Origin of the sequence: Paenibacillus barengoltzii NBRC 101215 (assembly GCF_004000745.1) — a bacterium.
GTDB lineage: Bacteria > Bacillota > Bacilli > Paenibacillales > Paenibacillaceae > Fontibacillus > Fontibacillus barengoltzii.
In genome coordinates this window covers 1-20,948 of record NZ_BILV01000096.1, presented here as the reverse complement: position 1 = coordinate 20,948, position 20,948 = coordinate 1, and the positions used below count along the sequence as shown (strand labels likewise).

The window sequence follows — 20,948 nt, the reverse complement described above, 5'->3', positions numbered from 1 at the left end:
CGCGGGATCTTGACTTGGTAAATTGCACATGGTATAGTATTTGAGGTTGCAAGATATTTTTGGATTGCAAGCAGAGGCCCCGGCTTCTCACCTGACCGACGCACGTGTTGGCTGGTTTTGATCCGTTCATTTATGAATGCAATGTTCATGAAGAATTGACGATCAATGAGGGATGCGGGTATTGGGCCTGCATCCTTTTTATGTGTGTGAGTACAGGGTCCAAGTCATTACTAAGACCACTTGGAGGTGGAGGATTATCAGTAAGGAACATTTGATCAATGAAGAGATTCGTGCGAAAGAAGTCCGTCTCGTAGGCACTGAAGGCGAACAAATCGGCATTAAGCCGCTGCGCGAAGCGCTGCAGATGGCGATGGACCTGAATCTGGATCTGGTGAACGTTGCGCCGACTGCCAAGCCGCCGGTATGCCGGATTATGGACTATGGCAAGTTCCGTTACGAGCAGCAGAAGAAAGAGAAGGAAGCCCGCAAGAATCAGAAAATTGTGGACATCAAGGAAGTGTGGTTCCGCGCGAACATCGAGGAACACGATTTCCAAACGAAACTTCGCAATGTGATCAAATTTTTGAAAGATGGCGACAAGGTAAAATGCTCGGTTCGCTTCCGCGGACGGGAAATTACCCATGCCGACATCGGGAAGAAAATTCTCGACCGCGTCAAAGATGAGGTTGCGGAAATCTCGAACGTTGAACGAGTTCCGAAGCTGGAAGGACGCAGTATGATCATGATCCTGGCACCGAAAAACTAATCGTTTGTTTTCTATATATGATCGTTCCAACAGCGGAATGACCTGAAAGAGAAAACGGGCGTCACAAACTTTGAGGGGGAAGTACAATGCCTAAAATGAAAACCCACAGCAGTCTGAAAGACCGCTTCAAAATTACCGGATCCGGTAAAGTTAGACGTTACAAAGCGAACCGCAATCACTTGCTGTCCCATAAGTCCAAACGTGCAAAACGTGTTTTGGCCAACAGCCCTGTTGCATACGCAGGTGACGTTCGCCGCATGAAGCAGCAACTGGCGAACTTGAAGTAATTTTCGAAGGAACAATTTACACAACTTATTGGGAGGTTTTTTAAATGGCAAGAGTAAAAGGCGGATTCGTCGTTCGTCGTCGTCATAAAAAAGTATTGAAACTGGCTAAAGGTTATTTTGGTTCGAAACACCGCATTTTCAAAACTGCGAACGAGCAAGTGATGAAATCATTGCTGTACGCTTACCGTGACCGCCGCGCGAAAAAACGCGACTTCCGCAAACTGTGGATCGTCCGTATTAATGCCGCAGCTCGCATGAACGGTTTGTCCTACAGCAAATTGATGCATGGCTTGAAGCTCGCTGACGTGAACATCAACCGCAAAATGCTGGCTGATCTCGCAGTTAACGACTTGAATGCCTTCAATTCTTTGGCAGCTGTCGCTAAAGAAAAAATCAACGCTTAAAATTCAAACGATTAAGGCGCTGTTTCCGGATCCTTCCGGGACGGCGCTTTTTTTGGGGAATAGAGCGGTCCGAGGACGATTACATAGGCAGGAGCAGAAGCGTGAATGACCGCATGGGTATGGTCGCAAAGCTGAATTTGAATGTGCTTTTTGCTGGAAATTCATGGAACTCTCCCCCCGGATGAGCTTATGCGTTTGGAACAGAAGATCTTAAGTGTATGGTATGGAATTGTTGAAAATATGGAATGCTGTATAAGAACCGCACGACACGTCCGTCGATCCTTACAAACCTGGGAAAATACCAATGTTTGCGCGTGAATTAGGTCTGAATGTTCGGAAATAGCGTGGTTAGCCGGATAATCTCACATGATGCGAACATTGGATGATAAATTTGTCGAAAGTAAGCGTTTTATCAAAGGTAAAGGCGAAAATTATTTAACCCAAGGTTATTAAAAGTATGGATTTTAGTATATTTTACAGGTATAATCTGTCTGTGTGGTCAACTTAGATTAGACTCACAAAATTTTAAGGGGGATTAACCGCAATGAACAAAGCCTTCAAACTTTCTTTACTCTTGGTGCTCGCATTTACTCTGATTTTGGCGGGATGCGGTAACAACAATGCAGCAAACAACGGCGGAACAACCAATACGGGGAATGCTGGAAATACAGCAGACAACACGCAAGCAGGCAACGGCGGAACGGCAACCGATGCATCGAAGTTTAAAATCGGTCTCGTTACTGACGTAGGCGGCGTAAACGACAAATCCTTCAACCAATCGGCATGGGAAGCGCTCGAAGCGCTGCATGAGGAGCTAGGCATTCAAAACAAATATCTGCAAAGTGCTCAAAGCTCCGATTATGTTCCAAACTTGAACCAATTCGTACAAGGCGGCTATGACTTGACTTGGTCGATCGGCTTTGACCTTGGCGATGCGACATTACAAGTTGCTCAAGCGAATCCAAACGCAAAAATGGCAATCATCGACAACGTGGTTGATGCTCCTAACGTAGAGTCCGTAACATTTGCCGAAAACGAAGGTTCCTTCTTGGTTGGCGTTGTTGCTGGTCTGACCACGAAAACAAACAAAATCGGCTTTATCGGCGGGATGGAAAGCCCGGTTATCAAACGCTTCGAAGTTGGTTTCCAAGCGGGTGTAGCTGCGGTTAACCCAGATGCAAAAGTAACGGTTACTTATGCAGGTGCATATGACAAACCGGACGTAGGTAAATCCTTGGCAAGCCAATTGTTTAACGATGGCGCAGATATCATCTTCCCGGCTGCAGGTCAAACGGGGAACGGCGTATTTAACGAAGCAGCTGCTCGTAACCAAGCCGGCGGTGCTAACAAATTGTGGGTTATCGGCGTAGACAAAGACCAATCGCTGGAATTCGGTGACGAAGTAACCCTGACTTCCATGATGAAACGCGTTGACGTTGCTGTTAAGAACGTAACTCAACAAGTCATCGACGGTAGCTTCAAAGGCGGTCAAGTCACGAACTTGACGCTGAAAGAAGACGGCGTAGGTTTGCCGGAAGAGAATCCGAACCTGAGTCAAGAAATCTTGGACAAAGTCGAAGAATTCAAACAAAAAATCGTCAATGGCGAAATTACGGTTCCTGCTGAGTAATCAGCAAGCGCAAGACATTTACGTCCGTATGGACAGTGGAATATAATTAAGTCATTCAAGCGAGCAAGGCCAGTGGATCTACTGGCCTTGTTGCTTGCGTTAATCCCATAATGGTGAGGGTGGTTTCATGAGCGCTGAAGCTCCCGTAGTCGAGTTGAAGCAAATCACAAAACGGTTTCCCGGTATCGTCGCGAACGATTCCATCAGCCTAACCTTACGCAAGGGCGAGATTCACGCCTTGCTAGGCGAGAACGGCGCGGGTAAATCAACGTTGATGAACATTTTATTTGGTCTATATCAGCCGGATGAAGGCACAATCGAAATGAATGGCCAGCCGGTGACAATCGACAATCCCAACAAGGCGATTAAACTAGGCATTGGGATGGTGCACCAGCATTTTAAACTAGTTCATCCTTTTACGGTGACCGAGAACATCATTCTTGGCATGGAACCGAAAAAGGGACTTAATATCGACTATAAATCGGCGACCGCCCAAGTGGCGAAACTGTCGGAGCAGTACGGCCTGCAAGTTGATCCCAACGCGAAAATCCACGATATTTCCGTAGGGATGCAGCAACGGGTCGAGATCTTGAAAATTCTGTTCCGCGGCGCAGATATTCTTATATTTGACGAACCTACCGCTGTGCTGACTCCTCAGGAAATCGAAGAACTGATGGCGATTATGAGACGGCTGGTGGCAGAAGGCAAGTCCATCATCTTGATCACGCACAAACTGAAGGAAATCATGGAGATTTCCAACCGAGTTACGATTATTAGACGGGGCAAAGTGATCGATACCGTCGAAACAGCAAAGACGAATCCACAAGAACTGGCCGAGAAGATGGTGGGCCGCGGCGTGACCTTTAAGGTTGATAAAAAAGAACCGCAGATTGGCGAGCCTGTCCTGCAGCTGAGAGATTTGAAAGCGAAGGACAAGCAGGGGATTCAGATCCTGAACGGGCTGAACCTGGATGTGCGTGCCGGGGAAATCGTCGGCATTGCCGGGGTTGACGGCAACGGACAGAGCGAATTGATTGAGGCGATCACTGGATTGCGTAAAATTGATTCCGGCTCCATCAAGCTGTCGGGCAAGGAAATTGCCAACCTTCCGGCGCGCAAGATTATCGAAAGCGGGTTGTCCCATATCCCAGAGGATCGTCATAAGCACGGCTTGGTGCTGGACTTTTCCATCAGCGAAAACATGATCCTTGAGACCTATTACAAAGCACCTTACAGCAAGGGCGGTATCCTAAATCGGCGGGCGATCGACGAGCATGCCAAGCAATTGGTTGAAGCGTTTGACGTGCGTACGCCAAGCATAGAGACGAAAGCGCGCTCCCTGTCCGGGGGGAACCAGCAGAAGGCGATTATTGCGCGGGAAATAGACAAGAATCCAGATCTGCTGATTGCTGCTCAACCGACACGGGGACTGGATGTCGGAGCGATCGAATTTGTTCATAAACAGCTGATTGAGCAGCGGGATCAAGGCAAAGCGGTGTTGCTGATCTCCTTCGAGCTGGATGAAATCATGAACGTGTCCGATCGGATTGCCGTCATCTATGAAGGCCGGATCGTCGGGGAAGTGCTTCCGCACGAAACCAACGATCAGGAGCTGGGTCTCATGATGGCGGGAAGCCTGGAACGGGGAGGTCAAAGCGTTGGATAAGTTGCGAAAAATATTTACGCTAGATAGCATTATTCTTCCGATTGTAGCCATTGTGCTTGGCTTATTGGTCGGCGCGGTGGTTATGCTGGTCGGCGGATACAATCCGTTAGTAGCCTATGGTGCCTTGGTGCAGCGGGTCGTAGGGAATCCGTACGATTTCGGCGAAACCATCCGTCAAATCACGCCGTTGATGTTCACGGGGTTAGCGGTCGCTTTCGCCTTCCGCTCCGGGATGTTTAACATCGGTGCGGATGGACAAGTCTTGATCGGCATGACGGTGGCGACAGCGGTATCGCTGTCCTTCAAGGGATTGCCATCGGCCATCCTGGTGCCTTTAGCAGTTATTGCCGGGGGAATTGGCGGCGGACTTTGGGCTGCCATTGCGGGATACCTGAAGGCCAAACGGGGCATCAATGAAGTTATCACCACGATCATGTTGAACTGGACGGCGCTGTATCTTTCCAACTACATCATTCGTAATTTTTACCTGCTTAAGGGCCAAAACCGTTCGGAGAACATCGATGCGTCCGCTTCGATGACGTTCTTAAACGATGTGTTTAATAACGCACGGGTCCATTGGGGAACGGTAATTGCTTTGCTGACAGCCGTATTCTTCTTTGTGTACCTCTGGAAAACGAAGCAAGGCTATGAAATGCGCTCCGTGGGTCTGAACCCAAATGCGGCGGAATACGCCGGGATGAACGTCGGCCGCAACATCGTGAAAGCGATGTTCATCAGCGGTGTGTTTGCGGGTCTGGCCGGCACGTTTGAGGTGCTTGGCGTGTTTCATTATCAATCGGTGTTCGCCGCGTCTCCGGGATACGGGTTTGACGGTATCGCCGTGGCGTTGCTGGGCATGAACCATCCGTTTGGCGTGGTGCTTGGTTCGATCCTGTACGGCGTATTGACGTACGGCTCGGCCGGGATGAGCTTTAGCGCCGGTGTACCGCCGGAACTGATCAAGATCGTAATCGGTTCGATCATATTCTTTATTGCCGCTCAAGGCATTGTAAGAATCGTGCTGAAGCCGTTTTACCTGAAGCGCAAGAAAGAGAAGGTGTCGTAAGATGGACGTACTTACACTGCTTGGTCAATTGCTGAACTCCACCCTTGTCTTTTCCACGGCGTTGATATTTACGGCGCTTGGCGGTATCTTTTCCGAGCGTTCCGGCGTCGTTAACATCGGCTTGGAGGGTTTGATGATATTCGGTGCGTTTGCGGCTGGCGTAGGGACCTACTATGCCCAAGAAGCAGGGATGGGCAGCTTCTCGCCGTGGGTTGGCGTGATTGCGGCGATGGTAGCGGGAGCGCTCGGCGCGCTGATTCATGCCATTGCTACGATTACGTTTAAAGCGGATCAGACGATCAGCGGGATCGTAATCAACTTCCTGGCAGCGGGCTTGACCGTGTACATCGTCAAATTGATTTTCGACGGAGCCGCTGAAACTCCGCTGGTTACCGTGTTCCATAAGGTTCCAATCCCGATTCTGCGCGATATCCCGATCATCGGGGAAGGCTTCTTTAACTCGTACCCAACGACGTATCTAGCGTTAATCCTCGTCGTGGTCATTTACTTCGTGCTGTTTAAAACGCCGTTTGGACTGCGCCTGCGTTCTGTCGGCGAACATCCAAGTGCGGCGGACACGCTGGGCGTTAACGTGACCAAAATGCGTTATATCGGGGTGCTGCTCAGCGGTGTCCTCGGAGGGATCGGCGGCGCTACGATTACGCTGACGACAACCAGTACGTTTGCCCATAATACGATCTCCGGCCAAGGCTTTATTGCGATTGCGGCCATGATCTTCGGTAAATGGAACCCGCTGGGCGCCTTTGGTGCGGCGATGTTCTTTGGCTTCTCGCAGGCGATCCGCAACTACGTGCAGTTGTTCGATTGGTCGAGAAGTATTCCGCAGGAATTTATCTTTATGATCCCTTACGTGCTGACGATTATCGTCCTCGTTGGTGCGGTGGGTCGATCCTCGGCTCCGGCGGCGCTTGGTACGCCATACGATCCGGGGAAACGTTAAGCTTCAAGTTGAAAGGATGCTACCATTGGTCAGCATCCTTTTTTTGCCCTTCTGGAGTTAGAAGCCCGTTTGTCAGCGGTCAAGGCGATGGTGTATGCCAGGGTGGAGACAGGCGCATATGCTAAGGGTGTACACAAAATAGCCGAGTCAAACGGTTCGGCCAGAGCGGTTTTCACGGCTATAGGATCTAACCTGACAGGAGGAATTCGGATGGGCAGAACGGTTACGAGAAAAGAAGCCGAGAAATGGCTGGGCAAGCAGATCGCGGCTTATAAAAAAGACGGCACGGTGGTTACAGGGAAGCTGGTGAAAATTAGCGGCAATCGCTTGATCCTCCGCCAAGCTCCTGGCAAAAAAGTCAAAACCAAAGCGTTAATCCCGCTTGTATTGTTTGATCTCTTAGCGATCGGCACCGCTCCATACGCCTTTGGCGGTTATTCGTACGGGGGGTATCCGTATGGCGGAGGCGTACCGTACGGCGGTTATCCTTCCCCGTATTTCTGGTAAGCTGGCTTAATTGCGGCTGGGCAGTCTTTTTTCCAGCTCATAACATTGGGACAACGGGATGTAACGCTGAGTCCGATATCCCAATTTGCGGTAAAAGAGGTGGGCTCGGGTGTTATCCCGGTCCACCATTACTTTTGCCCGTTGACATCCCCGGGAGACCGCTAAGTTTTCCGCATGGGCCATTAACGTTTTGCCATGACGCTGCCGTTGGTGTTCCGTTGCCACCGCCATCATATCGATATATAACAAATCGCCATAAATGAGAAAATGGATAAATGCGACAGGATCTGCTTCATAGGTTGGTGACGCAATCAGCGACACGCCGCGCGACAGCCGGACTGGAAGATCCTTGAAGACTGCTTCAATGTCCTGAGGAGGCATATGGGTGAAGGGGACAAGCTCCGTGCGGATGAGATCGTAGATGACGGGATCGTCCTGTTTCGGTCTTCTGTAACGAATCATACGCGAATCTCCTCCTAACCGTGCATAAGATTGGGCACTATCTTTTATCATATGAGGGAGAGGAGGGAAAGGGTTCCAGCCAAAAACTTTAATTGTTTAGGGTATTGACGTGCGGTGTAATCTAATCATATAATGTTCCTAAACATTTGAAGCATATCTTGCAAACGGCAATGAAGAGGACGAAGCTTTAAGGGCTCTTTGCTCAGAGAGTGGATGGATTTGCTGAGACCACCACCAAAATCCCTTAACTGCGAGCTCACCTCGGAGCTGTTTCCCTGAAAAGCTGCAAGCCATCCGCGGTGTCGCTTGCGACCAAGGCTTAGTAGGGGGAATCGTCTGGTCCGCGTTAGGGACCACGAGTAAGGTCGCTTAGGCTTTTACTCGTCAAGGCTTGGCACTGTGAGGTGCTAGGTAAAAATGGGTGGTACCACGGAGGATAAAACCTTTCGTCCCTCGGAGCAGGAAACTGTTCCGGCGGGCGGAAGGTTTTTTGTTTTTTAGGTTAAAGGGGTTAGAAAAACTTAGATCAAGGTTCAAAAAGTTAGGTTTGGAGCACCGAGATCCATCTCGTGATCGAAGATAACTTTTTGAACAACATTTGGAAGGAGGATGACTGATGAGCGCGCAAATTCCAGAGATGCGGTCTACAGAACAATTACGAGAGAAATGGATGAAACCGGAAGTCATTTCCGGTTCCGAAATCCTACTTCGCAGCTTACTTTTGGAAGGTGTCGAGTGCGTCTTTGGTTATCCGGGCGGAGCGGTGTTGTATATTTACGATGCGCTGTACGGATTTAAAGACTTCCATCACCTGCTCACGCGACATGAGCAGGGCGCCATCCATGCGGCAGACGGGTACGCTCGGGCTACCGGCAAAGTCGGCGTATGTATCGCCACCTCCGGTCCGGGAGCAACAAACACGGTGACGGGGATCGCCACTGCGTTTATGGATTCAGTTCCGCTGGTTGTGATTACGGGGAACGTCGTTTCCAGCCTGATCGGTACGGATGCGTTCCAAGAAGCAGATATTACCGGCATTACGATGCCGATTACGAAACACAGTTATCTGGTTCGGCGTGTAGAGGACTTGCCGCGAATTATTCACGAAGCATTCCACATCGCCAACACGGGACGCAAGGGACCGGTTCTGATCGACATTCCGAAGGACGTGTCCGCGAACAAAACGTTGTTCGAACCGGTTCAAACCATCAACCTGCGCGGTTATAACCCTACGGTGGTGCCAAATCGTTTGCAGCTGGACAAATTGGCTGCAGCGATCCAGGAAGCTGAACGTCCGGTCATTATTGCCGGGGGCGGCGTCGTTTACTCCGGCGGGCATGAGCAACTGTTCGAATTTGTAAATAAAACGCAAATTCCGATTACAACGACATTGCTTGGCTTAGGTGCTTTCCCGAGCGGCCACGAGCTGTGGATGGGAATGCCAGGGATGCACGGTACGTATACGGCCAACCAGTCGATTCAACAATCCGATCTGTTGATTAACATCGGGGCGCGGTTTGACGATCGGGTGACCGGCAAGCTGGACGGATTTGCTCCGCATGCCAAGGTGGCTCATATCGACATCGATCCTGCGGAGATCGGCAAGAACGTCCATGCAGACATCCCGATCGTAGGCGACGTCAAAACGGTGCTGGAAATGCTGAATCCTCTCGTGTCCCGGGCGGACAAAGCGGATGCTTGGAGAGCACAAGTCCAACGCCTGAAAGCCGAGAAGCCGTTGAAGTACAAGGACTCAGATACGGTACTGAAGCCGCAATGGGTGATCGAGATGCTGAATGAAACGACTGGCGGCGAAGCGATCATCACAACCGACGTTGGTCAACATCAAATGTGGACGGCGCAGTACTACAAATTTAATCAGCCTCGCTCTTGGATCACCTCGGGCGGACTCGGAACGATGGGCTTTGGCTTCCCTGCTGCGATTGGTGCCCAAATGGGACATCCCGATCGGCTGGTCATCTCGATCAACGGTGACGGCGGCATGCAAATGTGTGCTCAGGAGCTGGCGATCTGCGCGATCAATAACATTCCGGTCAAAGTCGTAGTGATCAATAACCAGGTGCTTGGCATGGTACGTCAATGGCAGGAAATAATCTATGACAATCGCTACAGCCATATCAATCTCGAAGGAAGTCCGGATTTCGTCAAACTGGCGGAAGCTTACGGCGTCAAGGGTCTGCGGGCAACGAACAAGGAAGAAGCCAGACGCGTATGGCAGGAAGCGCTCGACACGCCGGGACCGGTACTGGTGGAATTCGTGGTCAGCAAAGAGGAAAATGTATATCCGATGGTTACCCAAGGCTCCACCATTGATCAAATGTTGATGGGGGACAGTGAATGATGATGAAAAGCCATGCGATCTCTGTTTTAGTGAACGACCAGCCAGGTGTTCTGCAGCGCGTTGCCGGCCTCTTCGGACGGCGCGGTTTTAATATCGAAAGCATTACCGTGGGGCAATCCGAGGAAGCTGGATTGTCCCGGATGATCATCGTTACCAAAGGGGACGACAAAACGCTGGAGCAAATTGAGAAGCAGCTCTACAAACTGATCGACGTGATCAAGGTTGTGAATCTCAGCTCCAGACCGATGGTGGCACGGGAGCTCGCTTTGATTAAGGTCAAAGCAGAGCCGGCGGAGCGCCCGGAAATTATGGGGGTTGTCGACACGTTCCGCGCTGCCGTCGTTGATATCGGGACGCACAGCATGATCGTCCAAGTTGTGGGCGACACTGAAAAAATCGATGCAATGATTGAACTGCTTCGTCCGTACGGGATCCGGGAGCTGTCGCGCACCGGTGTCACCGCCATGATCCGGGGGAACGCGTAAACTAGGCTCTACCCAGGCTCATTGACACTACAGTAGATTTGCCGCCGCGTGCGGCTTCACCTCTCCGCTCGCGCCGAGCGGGTGTTTGAGGGGATCGATTAAGCCAAAAGTTCACTTTACTGCTTCAAGGCGTCGGTCCATTGAAATACCCGCTCGTTACAGGCGGAGGAAACCATATTATACTTAATAAATCAAGGGCACAGCTTGACTGTCCCGCAAATCTTAGGAGGGCATAAGAAATGGCAGTTACTTTGTACTATGAACAAGATGCAGATCTCAGCGTATTGAAAGGAAAAACCATTGCTATCATCGGTTACGGCAGCCAAGGACATGCCCATGCGCAAAACCTGCGCGAAAGCGGACTGAATGTCATCATCGGCCTGCGTGAAGGCAAATCCTTCAACAAAGCGAAGGAAGACGGTTTTGAAGTGTTGTCCGTTGCAGAAGCAACTAAACGTGCAGACGTTGTGCAAATCCTGATGCCGGACGAAACTCAAGCTGCGGTTTACAACAGCGAAATCGCGCCTAACCTGAAAAAAGGCGCTGCATTGTTGTTCGCTCACGGCTTTAACGTACATTTTGGCCAAATCGTACCTTCCCCGGACAATGACGTATTGCTCGTTGCTCCGAAATCCCCAGGTCATATGGTTCGTCGTACTTATGTTGAAGGCTTCGGCGTTCCTGGCCTGATCGCGATCCACCAAGACGCTACCGGCAAAGCAAAAGAAATCGGCCTGGCTTATGCGAAAGGGATCGGCTGTACACGTGCAGGGGTTATCGAAACTTCGTTCCGTGAAGAAACCGAAACCGATCTGTTCGGTGAACAAGCCGTATTGTGCGGCGGTGTATCTGCCTTGATCAAAGCTGGCTTCGAGACGCTGGTGGAAGCTGGTTATGCTCCAGAAATGGCGTACTTCGAGTGCTTGCACGAGATGAAGCTGATTGTTGACCTGATTTATGAAGGCGGATTGGCGACGATGCGTGATTCTATCTCCAACACGGCGGAATACGGCGACTATGTCACTGGCCCGCGCATTGTGACGGAAGAAACGAAGAAAGCGATGAAAGAAGTGCTTGCTGATATCCAGCAAGGGAAATTCGCCCGCGACTTCATCCTGGAAAACCAATCCAACCGTGCGTTCCTTACGGCAACTCGTCGCAACGAAGCGAATCATCCGATCGAAGTGGTCGGCAAAGAGCTGCGCGGCTTGATGCACTGGATCAAGAAATAAGCGGTATACCGTTCCTATTGCAAATCGTAAGATAGGTATTAACCTGAATATCCAATGCGGCCGTGCCTAATGCGTGAGCCGCATTGGAGCTTTTTCGGAGGAGGTGCATGGCATGCGCAAAATCTACATTTTTGATACGACGCTTCGGGATGGGGAGCAGTCTCCCGGAGTCAACCTGAATACTCGCGAAAAGCTGGAGATCGCCTATCAGCTGGAGAAGCTGGGCGTCGACCGGATTGAAGCGGGCTTCCCTGCAGCTTCGCCCGGGGATTTGGCAGCCGTGAACGCCGTGGCGCGTGCAGTTAAAAAGTCGACGGTAATCGGCTTGTCGCGTTCGCGCACCCAGGATATCGATGCGGTTCGCGAAGCGCTGCAAGGAGCGGAAGACCCTTGTATTCACTTGTTTCTGGCCACCAGCCCGATCCACCGGCAATATAAGCTGAAGATGAGCAAGGAACAAGTCCTGGAAACCGCGCAAGCGGCACTTCGCTATGCGAGCAAGTACTTTTCGAAGATCGAATTCTCCTGCGAGGATGCAGGCCGGACCGAACTGGATTTCCTCTGCGAGATGACGGCGATGGCGATCCGCGAAGGCGCATCGGTGGTCAATATCCCTGACACGGTCGGATATTTGTATCCGGAAGAATACGGCAACATCTTCCGTACGCTGAAGGAGAAGGTGCCTGGGATTGAGAAAATCCAACTGAGCGCCCATTGTCATGATGATTTAGGCTTGGCAACGGCGAACTCACTGGCGGCGATCCTCGGCGGTGCCGACCAAATCGAAGGAACGATCAACGGGATCGGGGAACGGGCCGGCAATACCGCGCTGGAAGAAGTAGCGCTGGCGCTGGAAACCCGGTTTGATTTCTTCGGTGCCAAGACCACGCTGGAACTGTCGGAAATCGCCCGTACGAGCCGACTTGTCAGCCGCTTGACGGGGATGGTCGTGCCGGGCAACAAGGCGATTGTGGGCGCCAATGCGTTTGCCCATGAATCCGGCATCCACCAAGACGGCATGCTGAAGGAGAAAACGACTTACGAGATCATGTCCCCGGAAACGATTGGGCTCAAGGAGAGCAAGCTGGTGCTGGGCAAGCATTCCGGCCGCCACGCATTCCGCGAGAAGCTGGTCGATATGGGGTATACTTTGGACGACGAGCGGTTAAATGAAGCCTTTGCCAAATTCAAGGCGCTCGCCGATAAGAAGAAGGAGATCACCGACGAAGACCTGCTGGCGATCGTTGAGGAGAAGCTGGTCGATACGCCGGAGGAATTCCGCCTTGAGACGATCTTTGTCTCTTACGGCAACGAGGCTACACCTGCAGCGAAGGTACGGCTCGTTACTCTTGGCGGCGACATTATCGAGAAGGAAGCCGAAGGCAACGGTTCGGTTGATGCGATCTATAATGCCATCGATCTGGCTTCCGGCGAGGAAGTCAAACTGGCGGACTATTCAATCAAGTCCGTTAGCCAAGGCAAGGATGCCCAAGGCGAAGTACATGTCGTGCTGACGCAAAACGGTATTTCAGTACAAGGCCGCGGCATTAGCACCGACATTTTGGAAGCGAGCGCTCGCGCCTATGTCGATGCCATTAATCGGTTGATTGAGAAGCGAAAAAGCCACTCTACGATTCGGGCTTAACTAATACGCGGATGTGCGGATACAGCGGAGTTGATTCATGCAGCTTCGCTGTTTTTTTGATGACTTATAGTTAAAACCTATGACCTTAATAGATTCTATATCTTTGTCTATCCTTACCCGGTGTGTTACAACTGAAGAAGAGGATGTTCACGAAAGGGAGCTGGAAGCAATGGCAGAAGTCAAGAAAATCGCGGTCATCGCGGGTGACGGCATCGGGCCGGAAGTGGTGGCTGAAGCGGAGAAAGTGTTGAAACGGACAGAGGAGCTGTTCGGATACCAGTTTGAAACGGAGCATGCGTTGTTCGGCGGGATCGCCATCGACGAGAAAGGAACGCCGCTTCCACAAGAGACGCTGGAGATTTGTCAAAAGGCTGACGCTGTCCTGCTCGGGGCTGTAGGCGGTCCAAAATGGGATAACAATCCGAAGGAGCTGCGCCCAGAAACCGGCCTGCTCGGTATTCGTAAAGCGCTCGGCTTGTTCTCGAACCTGCGTCCGGCGGTGGTATTCGATTGCCTGAAGGACGCTTCGACGCTGAAACCGGAAGTGCTTGAAGGGACGGACCTTATCGTTGTACGTGAGCTGACCGGCGGCATCTATTTCGGTGAGAAATACCGCCGCGATACAGAGCAAGGTCAAGAAGCCGTGGATACCTGTGCATATAACGTAAAAGAAGTTGAGCGGATCGTTCGCCAAGCGTTTGAGATTGCCCAGAAGCGCCGGAAGAAGCTGGCTTCGGTAGATAAGGCCAACGTGCTGGAAACGTCGCGGTTGTGGCGTGAAGTCGTGAACCGGATCGCACCGGAATATCCGGACGTTGAGCTGGAGCATGTCCTGGTGGATAACTGCGCGATGCAGCTGCTGCGCCGCCCTGCCAGCTTCGACGTGATCGTAACGGAAAATATGTTTGGCGACATTTTGAGCGATGAAGCGGCTATGTTGACTGGCTCGATTGGGATGTTGTCCTCCGCTTCCTTGGGCGAAGGCAGCTTTGGGCTGTATGAGCCTGTTCACGGTTCGGCCCCGGACATCGCAGGCCAAAACCTGGCCAACCCAATTGCGACAATCTTGTCCGTTGCGCTGATGTTCCGCTTAACGTTTGGTTACGCGGATGCGGCTGACGCGATCGAAGCCGCTGTCACCGACGTGCTGAATGCCGGACATCGTACTGGCGACATCGCCGTTGATAAGAGCAAAGCAATTGGAACTAAGGAAATGGGCGATCTGATCGTTGCTGCAATGAAGAAATAAATGTATCTGCATGGGGCCGTGGAATTGACTTTCGGAATGGCCGATGTTACCATGTGGGAAGAAATTAAGAAGAAAGACCCCCTGTTTGAGCTTGGCTCAAATCGGGGGTTTTTTGCCCAGAAGCTTTCTCCGGCGGAGGATTGACTTAAGCTCCCAGGATTTACAATCCACACGCAGGAATTTGAAGCAAGCTTCACGAATAAATTATAGGAAAATCCCGGCTTCAGGGAGAGCCAGGAAGAGGAAATGAACCAAACGCGGGAAAGGGTGAAGGGGAATGAGCTTTTGCTGCGGAGCCAGCATGCTGGGAACAAAGGGCACCTTAAAGCATTATCGCACGCAGGTACATAATGTGCCCCTGTTATTTTGCCCGGTATGCCACCGGGTTGAGGTTCATTATAAAGTCGAGAATGAATACGAAATCCTGGCCGAATACGCGCATGGTGACGGTGTCGCGGAAATTGATTTTCAGGATTTTGTGATGGAGGACGATGACTCCATTTTCGGAAATTGCGTTAATCGGGAAGATGAAGATCCCTTGGCTATCGTACAGAGTCAAATCGATATTTCGCTGGACCTCATGTCCGTTGCCAAACAAATCGGCGATGAGAAATGGACGGAAGAGCTGAAGAAGAGGCTGGCGGTCATGAGCCGTCGTCGAGCGCGGTTACTGCATAACAATCGTTAATTCCTAGAAATAGTCTTCCAGAAGGGAGACTATTTGTATTTTTTAGGACTTAGGTCGTCGTTTTGCGTTGATCCCACTTTTTTCGACAGTTTCTCTGATTGACGGTATTTGGAAAACATGACTATGATTGAAACAGGTGGCTTTTGACTTATCGGAATTAAAAATGGACAAGTATGGCATCGCCCGGTGCGAAATAGACATAGATCGCATGGTAAGGTTGAGGTGAGTGCACCGCTTCAGGGTAGTTCTTCTAGGTAGTGATGGTATGTTGTCTTGTAAGGCAAAGTACATCATCTGAATAAAGGGGGAACCAAGCTTGTTGAGTGAATTTCAAGAGACATTGCTCCAGTCCGTCAAAGCATACCAATCGACCCAACTCGTAAAAAACAAGTATGAGAACGTACTCCAACACCTGGACAGCGGAATCATGCTGTTTGACTGTGATGGGGTTCTAACCTTTATCAATGTACAGATGGCCAAACTGCTTGAAATGCCGCGCCAATCCCTGATTGGCTGTAATTTATTACAGCTGCTGCGGCATCCACATCTCAACCAATTTAAGAAGCGTAAGATCTTGCGTATTTACCGGGAGACCATCTTCCACCGCAAAAAGTACCATGAGTTAATTGACGAATACGGCAGACATTGGTTGATTACCGTTACTTATGGGGATCAGATGGATGGGGATTTTCTGCTCAGCGTCAAGGATGTATCTGATTTTAAACGGATCGAACAAACGGCTTATCAGAACGACAAGCTGGCGATGCTTGGGAAAATTTCTGCTGCAATCGCGCATGAAATTAGGAATCCGCTTACAGCGATTCGCGGGTTCATTCAATTGCTGCGGCCGCATTTGATGCAACTAGGCAAAGACGAGTACGCGCGGATTATCTTAACGGAAATCGACCGGGCGAACGATATCATCCACGAGTTTCTGAATTCATCGAAGCCTTCGGCTCCGCAGAAATCGACGGTCAACGTGTCTTCCTTGTTGAAGGAGGTTGTTCTGCTTACGGAGAGCGAGGCGTTGATGAAGGGATGCCAAATGATCCTTCACGAGCCCAGCGAGGAGCTGCTCGTCTCCATCGATGTGAAGCAGATCAAGCAGGTGCTCTTGAACATTATCAAAAATGCGATGGATGCCATCGCCGAAGTAGGCGGCGACCACCAAGGGGTGATCGATATCCGTGCAGAGAAGGAAGGCAAATCGGTCTGCATTTCCATACAAGATAACGGCGGCGGAATGGACAAGGGGCTGCTAAGCCGCTTGTTTGATCCGTTTTTTACAACAAAAGAGAAGGGGACGGGATTGGGATTGTCGGTGAGTTACCGGATTATCCGGAACCATCGGGGGAACATTTCCGTGGACAGTTTAAAAGGAGCGGGAACGATCTTTACGATTTCGCTCCCGCTGGTATCCTAAATTAATCTTTAGGGCCTTCGGCCGAAGATGGCGAAGAGGACGCCGCGTACTTCCCGCAAGCCGCAGAACAAGACTTCTGCTGCGAGCAGGAGGCGCAGGCGCCTTTTTTGCTTTTCTTGAAGCCGCGGTATAACGCAAAGCCAGCATATCCAAAAATAACGGTAAGGATGAGAATATCGGCCATTACAAGCAGCTCCTTTCGTTTATCGAAATTGTCTTAAGCCAGTCCGAGTCCTAGCCGCCATCCGATCTGATAGATCAAGAAAGCCACAAGGTAAGCCAGTGCCAGTGAATAGCCGACCGCAAATAACGTCCACTTCCAGGAAGCTGTTTCTTTGCGAAGAACCCCAACTGTTGCAAGGCAAGGGGTGTAGAGCAGAACGAAGGCCATAAAGCTGTAGGCCTGCAGCCCGGTGAAGGATGCGGCAATTTGGCCTTGGAGTCCGGCCATATCAGGCACATGATAAATAATGTTCATCGTGGATACCACGACTTCCTTCGCCATAAACCCGGTAATCAGGGCGGCCCCAGATTGCCAAGTGCCGAAGCCTAGCGGCTGCAGGACGGATGCGAATAAGCCGCCGATGGCTGCGAGGAAGCTGTCGTCCATGTTGTCCGCCACACCGCCCGGACCAAGGTACGTAAGCAGCCAAATCAGCACAGAACCGCCAAGAATGAAGGTGCCGGCTTTGCGCAGGAAGCCTTTGCCTTTCTCCCAGGTGCTGCGGAACAAGGTGATGCTTTGCGGCATTCGATAAGGCGGCAGCTCGACGATAAAGTAGGAACGTTCGTTTTTGAACAGGAACAGCGAGAATAACTTGGCTAACCCAAGCGCCAACACGATGCCGAGCATATACAGAGAAAAGACGATCAGACCTTGCGATTCCGCGAAAAAGATCCCGGCAAACAACGCGTAAACCGGCAGCCGTGCGGAACAGGACATCAGCGGAATGAGCAGCATGGTCAGCCGCCGCTCCTTCGGTTGCTCGATGCTGCGGGAAGCCATAATCGCCGGCACATTGCAGCCAAAGCCGAGGATAAATGGAATTAACGCTTTGCCGTTTAAACCGACGATTTCCATCAATTTATCCATCATGACGGTGATCCGAGCCATGTAACCGGAGTCTTCAATGAAGGAAATAATCAGGAACATGATAAAAATCTGCGGAATAAACACCAGTACGCCGCCTACGCCGCCAATGATACCGTCGATGATCAGCGCCTGCGTGAAGTCCGATGCCCCTATGCGGGTAAGAAGATTTTCTACACCGCTGGTTAGTGGTCCGCTGATGAACCCGTCCAGCAGATCGGAGAGCGGGTTGCCAAGCCAATCAAATGTCAACTGGAAAGTGAGGTACATGAAGACCATAAACAGCGGGATTCCGAGAAACGGGTGGGTGACAATATGATCGATCCGTTCGGTTACCGAGTGCGGTTTCTTCTGTGAGGCATCTACGGCTTCACTGCAAATGTTCTGAATCCGCTGGTCTCGCACGGAGCGGATATACGCTTCTGCGGAGGGAGCCAAACCGCTGGCGGCCAGCTTCACATCCGCTTCGGTCCGGATCTTCTGCAGTATGAGCAAGTTGGTCTGCGGCGGAAGTGTGGAGATGACTGCCGGGTTGTTCTCAAGTACCTGCATGGCGATCCAGCGTAAGGCCGGGCGATGATCCTCCCAGTCTGCTTCAAGCTCACGGGTGATCTCCTGAATGGCCTGCTCGATCACTTCACCATAATCCATCGTAAATTGCGGCGCTTGCGCCGATTCAGAAGATTGCTGCTCGATGACCTGCAGCACTTCTTCAGTTCCTTTACCTGTACGTGCAATCAGCGGAACAACAGGAACGCCCAGCAAGTCTGCCAGTTTCCCAGGGTCCACCTTCAACCCGCTGTTCTCGGCAACATCCATCATATTTAAGCCGATGATTACCGGTTTACCATATTCCAGCAGTTGCAGCGTTAGATACAGGTTACGCCCCAAGTTAGAGGCGTCTACAATATTGACTAAGACGGAAGGGGATTCGGAGGCCAGGTACTCGGCGGCAATCCCCTCATCCCGGGACAAAGGATGCAGGGTATAGATCCCCGGCAGGTCGGTGAGAAGCCCGGTTTTCCCCCGCAGGTGCCCGACTTTTTTCTCCACCGTTACGCCGGCCCAGTTGCCGACATACTCGTAAGAGCGGGTTAAGGCGTTAAACAGTGAGGTTTTTCCCGTGTTCGGGTTCCCGATCAGTGCCGCATTGTTCATGAGACCGCCACCTCGATGTGGGCCGCTTCCTTCTGACGGATGCCCAGCAGTTGTCCGGCGCATTCCAGCGTGACCGGACCGCCCCATAAGCAGTACCGTTTCACAACCACGCGGGATCCTTCCCGGATTCCTAGATCCGCAAGGCGCCGTTTCAGGATCGGGTCCATATTGCCAATTTGCGTGATGGCACAAGAGGTCCCGGGTTTCAAACCCAGCAGACAGCATCGGCAAGGGTGCATGAAAACTTCCTCCTTCTATTTTAAGATCATGAAATGCAAGGGATCGTCATGTTGGTAAGCCAAATAGGGCTGGAACATCGATTTGATTCAATGCTATTGAGAATCAATCTCAATTAAATTCATCAGTAATATAGCACGCACTGCTGGCCCATACTGTGATTTATTTCATAATCAAGAGTGATCCAAAGATGACTTTTCGAACAACCGATCTAATAGAAGCTCGAAAAGTCAGGTTTGAAGCACCGAGAAGGTTGAATGAAGCCAGGACTGAGGAGCGGAGCGTACGTTTTGGGTACGTGAGCACCGGAAGGCCTGGGTGAATTCAAGATTCGACGCCGAATGAAACTTCTTGAGTTACTTCGTGATCCAAAGATGACTTTTCGAACAACCGATCGAATGGAAGCTCGAAAAGTTAGGTTTGAAGCACCGAGAAGGTTGAATGAAGCCAGGGCTGAGGAGCGGAGCGTACGTTTTGGGTACGTGAGCACCGGAAGGCCTGGGTGAATTCAAGATTCGACGCCGAATGAAACTTCTTGAGTTACTTCGTGATCCAAAGATGACTTTTCGAACAACCTTTAGTAAGATGGATAGTAAAATGACACGATGGAGAGGAATATGCCAGATGAAAGCTAACAATTGCAAAATCGTCGACTGTACCATCCGTGATGGAGGACTGGTGAATAACTGGGACTTCAGCGTAGAATTTGTGCAAAAATTGTACGCAGGCCTGAATGAGGCGGGTGTGGATTATATGGAAATCGGCTACAAAAACTCGCCGAAGCTGCTGAAAGGCGCCGATGAAGCCGGTCCTTGGCGGTTTCTGGACGACGATTTCCTGCGCAAGGTAATTCCTCAAAAAGGAACGACGAAGCTATCCGCACTGGTCGATATCGGCCGGGTAGACGAAAATGATATTTTACCGCGCAGCGAAAGCGTGCTCGATTTAATTCGGGTGGCTTGCTACATTAAAGATGTGGACAAAGCTCTGCAGCTGGTACAGTTGTTCCATGATCGCGGCTACGAGACGACGTTGAATATTATGGCGTTGTCCAACGTGATGGAGCATGAACTGCTGGAAGCTTTTGAGATGATCAAGGATAGCGTCGTTGACGTTGTCTACATTGTTGATTCGTACGGAAGCCTCGATTATAAAGACATGGAGCATTTGGTCAACAAGTTCAAGACCCATTTGCCGGGCAAACGGCTGGGCGTTCATACCCATAACAACATGCAGTTGGCCTTTTCTAATACGTTGGTAGCTGCTGAAAATGGGGTTGAACTGCTGGACGCTTCCGTGTATGGCATGGGGCGCGCGGCTGGCAACTGTCCAACCGAGCTGCTTGTGACCCATCTGAAGGGGACGAACTACAAACTGCGCCCTGTACTAGAAGTGCTGGAGGAGCTCTTGATCCCGCTTCGCGAGAAGGAAGAGTGGGGGTACCTGATCCCTTACATGATCACGGGAACGCTTGATGAGCATCCGCGTTCCGCGATGGCGCTGCGGGCTTCAGACGACAAGGACAAAGTCGTCGATTTTTACGATAAACTGACGACGCCGGAAACAACGGTCCATCGTCCTAAAAAATCCTAAAAAGGTAAGCCCGGGCCTCGCGCCCGGGCTTTTATTT

At 51.0% G+C, this 20,948-nt stretch carries 20 protein-coding genes; 16 read left to right on the top strand and 4 right to left on the bottom strand.

Features of this window, described 5'->3' with window-relative positions; all coding sequences use genetic code 11:
• The first annotated feature begins 271 nt into the window (after window positions 1-271).
• The 8 genes from infC to PBA01S_RS20400 all read left to right on the top strand — a co-directional run bounded on the left by infC (window position 272) and on the right by PBA01S_RS20400 (window position 7,287).
• Window positions 272-766, top strand: coding sequence for a translation initiation factor IF-3 (gene infC, locus PBA01S_RS20435; RefSeq protein ID WP_127576617.1), 495 nt, complete (start codon window positions 272-274; stop codon window positions 764-766).
• 86 nt (window positions 767-852) lie between these two features.
• Complete coding sequence (rpmI, locus tag PBA01S_RS20430; RefSeq protein ID WP_127576616.1) at window positions 853-1,053, top strand: 50S ribosomal protein L35; 201 nt, start codon at window positions 853-855, stop codon at window positions 1,051-1,053.
• 44 nt (window positions 1,054-1,097) lie between these two features.
• The gene (gene rplT / locus PBA01S_RS20425; RefSeq protein WP_009226727.1) at window positions 1,098-1,457 is read left to right on the top strand and encodes a 50S ribosomal protein L20; all 360 of its coding nucleotides are present in this window, start codon (window positions 1,098-1,100) and stop codon (window positions 1,455-1,457) included.
• Between the two features lie 544 nt (window positions 1,458-2,001).
• Window positions 2,002-3,087, top strand: coding sequence for a BMP family lipoprotein (locus tag PBA01S_RS20420; protein ID WP_127576615.1), 1,086 nt, complete (start codon window positions 2,002-2,004; stop codon window positions 3,085-3,087).
• Window positions 3,088-3,214: 127 nt separating this feature from the next.
• Window positions 3,215-4,753 (top strand): ABC transporter ATP-binding protein, encoded by a 1,539-nt coding sequence (locus PBA01S_RS20415; RefSeq protein ID WP_127576614.1) that lies wholly within the window; start codon window positions 3,215-3,217, stop codon window positions 4,751-4,753.
• The gene (locus PBA01S_RS20410; RefSeq protein WP_127576613.1) at window positions 4,746-5,819 is read left to right on the top strand and encodes an ABC transporter permease; all 1,074 of its coding nucleotides are present in this window, start codon (window positions 4,746-4,748) and stop codon (window positions 5,817-5,819) included. The genes PBA01S_RS20415 and PBA01S_RS20410 overlap by 8 nt, the downstream gene beginning before the upstream one ends.
• A gap of 1 nt (window position 5,820) precedes the next feature.
• On the top strand, window positions 5,821-6,780 hold the full coding sequence (locus PBA01S_RS20405) for an ABC transporter permease (RefSeq protein ID WP_127576612.1): 960 nt from the start codon (window positions 5,821-5,823) through the stop codon (window positions 6,778-6,780).
• 210 nt (window positions 6,781-6,990) lie between these two features.
• A complete protein-coding gene (locus PBA01S_RS20400; protein WP_009226722.1) occupies window positions 6,991-7,287 on the top strand; it encodes a hypothetical protein in 297 nt (98 codons plus the stop codon).
• Window positions 7,288-7,293: 6 nt separating this feature from the next.
• Here the strand turns inward: PBA01S_RS20400 and PBA01S_RS20395 are convergent, their stop codons facing one another.
• Window positions 7,294-7,749: a GNAT family N-acetyltransferase gene (locus tag PBA01S_RS20395; RefSeq protein ID WP_127576611.1), complete on the bottom strand. Its 456-nt coding sequence runs from the start codon at window positions 7,747-7,749 to the stop codon at window positions 7,294-7,296.
• A 616-nt stretch (window positions 7,750-8,365) separates the two neighbouring features.
• Between PBA01S_RS20395 and ilvB the strand changes: the two genes are divergently transcribed.
• The 7 genes from ilvB to PBA01S_RS20360 all read left to right on the top strand — a co-directional run bounded on the left by ilvB (window position 8,366) and on the right by PBA01S_RS20360 (window position 16,833).
• The gene (gene ilvB / locus PBA01S_RS20390; RefSeq protein WP_016312985.1) at window positions 8,366-10,111 is read left to right on the top strand and encodes a biosynthetic-type acetolactate synthase large subunit; all 1,746 of its coding nucleotides are present in this window, start codon (window positions 8,366-8,368) and stop codon (window positions 10,109-10,111) included.
• Complete coding sequence (ilvN, locus tag PBA01S_RS20385; protein ID WP_174844504.1) at window positions 10,108-10,596, top strand: acetolactate synthase small subunit; 489 nt, start codon at window positions 10,108-10,110, stop codon at window positions 10,594-10,596. Before ilvB ends, ilvN begins: the two co-directional genes overlap by 4 nt.
• Window positions 10,597-10,835: 239 nt before the next feature.
• Window positions 10,836-11,828 carry a ketol-acid reductoisomerase gene (gene ilvC / locus PBA01S_RS20380; protein WP_016312983.1) on the top strand — a complete coding sequence of 331 codons (993 nt, stop codon included), beginning with the start codon at window positions 10,836-10,838 and terminating at the stop codon, window positions 11,826-11,828.
• Between the two features lie 112 nt (window positions 11,829-11,940).
• Window positions 11,941-13,473 (top strand): 2-isopropylmalate synthase, encoded by a 1,533-nt coding sequence (locus tag PBA01S_RS20375; protein WP_016312982.1) that lies wholly within the window; start codon window positions 11,941-11,943, stop codon window positions 13,471-13,473.
• A gap of 169 nt (window positions 13,474-13,642) precedes the next feature.
• A complete protein-coding gene (leuB, locus tag PBA01S_RS20370) occupies window positions 13,643-14,722 on the top strand; it encodes a 3-isopropylmalate dehydrogenase (protein WP_009226716.1) in 1,080 nt (359 codons plus the stop codon).
• 277 nt (window positions 14,723-14,999) lie between these two features.
• Window positions 15,000-15,410 carry a hypothetical protein gene (locus tag PBA01S_RS20365; RefSeq protein WP_009226715.1) on the top strand — a complete coding sequence of 137 codons (411 nt, stop codon included), beginning with the start codon at window positions 15,000-15,002 and terminating at the stop codon, window positions 15,408-15,410.
• 316 nt (window positions 15,411-15,726) lie between these two features.
• Window positions 15,727-16,833, top strand: a complete 1,107-nt coding sequence (locus PBA01S_RS20360; RefSeq protein ID WP_016312980.1) for an ATP-binding protein — start codon at window positions 15,727-15,729, stop codon at window positions 16,831-16,833.
• Window position 16,834: 1 nt separating this feature from the next.
• Here PBA01S_RS20360 and PBA01S_RS20355 read toward each other — a convergent pair whose 3' ends face one another.
• Genes PBA01S_RS20355 through PBA01S_RS20345 form a run of 3 tightly spaced genes read right to left on the bottom strand, consistent with a single transcriptional unit; the run spans window position 16,835 to window position 19,320 of the window.
• Window positions 16,835-17,017: a FeoB-associated Cys-rich membrane protein gene (locus tag PBA01S_RS20355; protein ID WP_051417128.1), complete on the bottom strand. Its 183-nt coding sequence runs from the start codon at window positions 17,015-17,017 to the stop codon at window positions 16,835-16,837.
• Window positions 17,018-17,050: 33 nt separating this feature from the next.
• Complete coding sequence (gene feoB, locus PBA01S_RS20350) at window positions 17,051-19,081, bottom strand: ferrous iron transport protein B (protein WP_127576610.1); 2,031 nt, start codon at window positions 19,079-19,081, stop codon at window positions 17,051-17,053.
• Complete coding sequence (locus tag PBA01S_RS20345; RefSeq protein WP_084628938.1) at window positions 19,078-19,320, bottom strand: FeoA family protein; 243 nt, start codon at window positions 19,318-19,320, stop codon at window positions 19,078-19,080. Before PBA01S_RS20345 ends, feoB begins: the two co-directional genes overlap by 4 nt.
• Window positions 19,321-19,942: 622 nt before the next feature.
• Here PBA01S_RS20345 and PBA01S_RS20340 point away from each other — a divergent pair.
• Complete coding sequence (locus tag PBA01S_RS20340; protein WP_016312976.1) at window positions 19,943-20,911, top strand: aldolase catalytic domain-containing protein; 969 nt, start codon at window positions 19,943-19,945, stop codon at window positions 20,909-20,911.
• Window positions 20,912-20,948 lie beyond the last annotated feature (37 nt).